General features: G+C 42.0%; 5 protein-coding genes and 1 pseudogene. 3 read left to right on the forward strand and 3 right to left on the reverse strand.

Annotated features, from left to right (window positions below; translation table 11 throughout):
• From F7C14_RS04820 to F7C14_RS04830, 3 genes are all read left to right on the forward strand, one after another.
• The coding region (locus F7C14_RS04820) for a hypothetical protein (RefSeq protein ID WP_290900388.1) at positions 1-576 on the forward strand (576 nt) is incomplete at its 5' end.
• Positions 577-614: 38 nt separating this feature from the next.
• Positions 615-866 carry a glutaredoxin family protein gene (locus F7C14_RS04825; protein ID WP_290900390.1) on the forward strand — a complete coding sequence of 84 codons (252 nt, stop codon included), beginning with the start codon at positions 615-617 and terminating at the stop codon, positions 864-866.
• The gene (locus tag F7C14_RS04830) at positions 863-1,198 is read left to right on the forward strand and encodes a ferredoxin-thioredoxin reductase catalytic domain-containing protein (RefSeq protein ID WP_290900392.1); all 336 of its coding nucleotides are present in this window, start codon (positions 863-865) and stop codon (positions 1,196-1,198) included. Before F7C14_RS04825 ends, F7C14_RS04830 begins: the two co-directional genes overlap by 4 nt.
• On the opposite strand, the gene F7C14_RS04835 is transcribed toward F7C14_RS04830, so the two are convergent.
• The 3 genes and pseudogenes from F7C14_RS04835 to rps15p all read right to left on the reverse strand — a co-directional run.
• A complete protein-coding gene (locus F7C14_RS04835; protein ID WP_290900394.1) occupies positions 1,182-1,568 on the reverse strand; it encodes a hypothetical protein in 387 nt (128 codons plus the stop codon). The genes F7C14_RS04830 and F7C14_RS04835 overlap by 17 nt on opposite strands.
• Positions 1,569-1,598: 30 nt before the next feature.
• Positions 1,599-2,030: a DUF371 domain-containing protein gene (locus F7C14_RS04840; RefSeq protein ID WP_290900397.1), complete on the reverse strand. Its 432-nt coding sequence runs from the start codon at positions 2,028-2,030 to the stop codon at positions 1,599-1,601.
• Positions 2,031-2,033: 3 nt separating this feature from the next.
• Positions 2,034-2,168, reverse strand: a pseudogene (rps15p, locus tag F7C14_RS11105) (30S ribosomal protein S15); the annotation flags it as partial.

The following is a 2,168-nucleotide window of genomic DNA, read 5'->3' on the forward strand; positions in this document are numbered from 1 at the left end:
AGAGGCGGAAGACCGCTGGGAGAAATAGAGAAGGAGATTAGAAGGTTGGAATTCAGGCAGCAGACGGCTGTTTTAACGATAGAGAGGGAAAGAGCTTTGGTTGAAAGGATTGCCAGATTGAAGAAAGAGCTCGAAGAGAGAAAACAGCAGTTAGAAAGGCACGAAGAGTTCAGAAAGCTCATTTCAAAAATTAGAGAGTTGAAAGAAGAAGTTAGGAAACTTACCGAAGAAATGAACAGCTACGTGAGTGAAGCAGATAAGTATCATGCGGAGATCGTAGAGATCCTACAGAAGGTCGAAGAGCTAAGGAAGAGTGCTGACGAGATGCACAAGAAATTCGTAGAGAGTAAGAAGGAGGCCGATAGATGCCACGCGGAGGTCGTGAGAATTAGAAAGGACATAAAAGACCTCGACAAGGTTATAAAAGCTCTAAGAGCCAAACAAGCGAAATCGAAGGAAGAGCTTGAGAGGGAAGAACTGATGAGAAGAGCAAGAGAGATCTACGAGATGTTCAAAAGGGGAGAAAAAATCGAAACAGAAGATTTGCTCATACTTCAGAGAGCCGGATTTATTTAAACCAAAAAATATTTATAATTTGAATTTTACTTAACCTCATGGTAAAAGTTTACGCCCTGACAACTTGTCCCTACTGCAAGAAGGTTAAAAAGTTTCTTGAAGAGAACGGAGTCGATTTTGAAATAATTTACATAGACGAACTGAGCGGAGAGGAAAGGAATAAAGTCGTAAAGGAAGTTCACGATTTGACTGGGATGTACGCAGTTCCAGTTACCGTTCACGGAGATAAGGTAATAGTCGGCTACAGGGAGGACGAGCTCAAAAAACTCGTGGAGGAGTTGAAAAAATGACGCCGGAAGAGTACGTGAAACTTCTTGAAAAAGTTGCTGAAAGGCACGGATGGAAGTTGAACAAGGACGAAGAGCTCGTTCTTGAGTTCGCAAAAGGTCTTCTTGAAAACAAGAAAAGGTACGGTTTCGCTTACTGCCCTTGCAGATTTCCCATAGGGGATAAAGAAATAGACAAGAGGATCATCTGCCCGTGCGTTTACGCAAAGGAGGATATCGAAAAGTACGGCAGATGTTACTGCGGGCTCTTTGTTAGCAAGGAGGTTTACGAAGGAAAAACTAAAGCAGCCGATGTGGTTCCAGATAAGCATGCGGAGTTCATCTTGAAGAAATAAGGCTGAGCAAAACAAAGGAAATTATCGTAGCTAATCCTATTCCGAAGAGGGTAACGTCCAAATTCGGAAATCCGTTTTTCACTATCCAAAGGGCACCGTTGTAAACGCTCACGAGGATAAATGTAACCACTCCGGAGATTATAGCCCCTCCGAGTATGTAGTTGGGAAATTCAGCTCCCCTACTTTCCACGAACTTGGAAGCAAGAACCAAGATAACAGCGAATACAAAAAAGACTATCGAATGCCTCACCGAGAAAATTCCGAGAAATAGGGCAGAGTAAACCCCGTAACCGCAAAGGAAGAGAATAAAACCTAAAGCGAGAGAAATTGCAAGGGGATAAAACATCTTCGACGTTTCAATTTTATCCATGTTTGATGTAAACTAAAATTATGGTATTTATCACTTTTCCACAACTACGAGCATTTCGATAAGTGTCTTCCTATCTCTTAAAAGTTCCACAAATTCTCGATTTAAGTCTCTCGCTGCTTTGTTGGATTTAATCAGCAAAGTTCTTCCGCAAACAAAATCGCTCTTTCTAACGACCACATCACTTTCGTCTTCAAAACTCATCCTTTTCGAGCCGAAGCCGAACAGCCTCTCTTCAAGACCGTAATCTGGAAGGTTCAAAACGACTTCAACCCTCTCCTCTCTTCTCAAAATCCTCTTCAGATCATCGTTTATATCCCTAATGGATTTATCAGCCCTAACACCAATTATGCAATCCCCTCTTGGAGTGAGATCCTTTTCTTTGGTTATTTCAAAAGTGGTTTTATGGGTGGCTTTGATGTTCTCGTGACCGTAAGCCGAAATAATTTCAAGAACTTTTCGCATTCATTACTTTGAAAGCTCGATCTCAAGCCTCTGTGGATCGTACTTCCAGTCTTTTGGAAGGACTCCCTTTTCCTTATAGTACTCGCTAAGCCTCCAGATTTTCGCTTCGATTAGCTGCAAACCTCTTCTGTTGTGGAT

This window comes from Ferroglobus sp., assembly GCF_015521575.1.
GTDB lineage: Archaea > Halobacteriota > Archaeoglobi > Archaeoglobales > Archaeoglobaceae > Ferroglobus.

Bases quoted from the DNA above. Each gene is read 5' to 3' on its own strand.
- F7C14_RS04835 (WP_290900394.1), bottom strand. From the start codon at position 1,568: ATGGATAAAATTGAAACGTCGAAGATGTTTTATCCCCTTGCAATTTCT.
- F7C14_RS04825 (WP_290900390.1), top strand. From the start codon at position 615: ATGGTAAAAGTTTACGCCCTGACAACTTGTCCCTACTGCAAGAAGGTT.
- F7C14_RS04840 (WP_290900397.1), bottom strand. From the start codon at position 2,030: ATGCGAAAAGTTCTTGAAATTATTTCGGCTTACGGTCACGAGAACATC.
- F7C14_RS04830 (WP_290900392.1), top strand. From the start codon at position 863: ATGACGCCGGAAGAGTACGTGAAACTTCTTGAAAAAGTTGCTGAAAGG.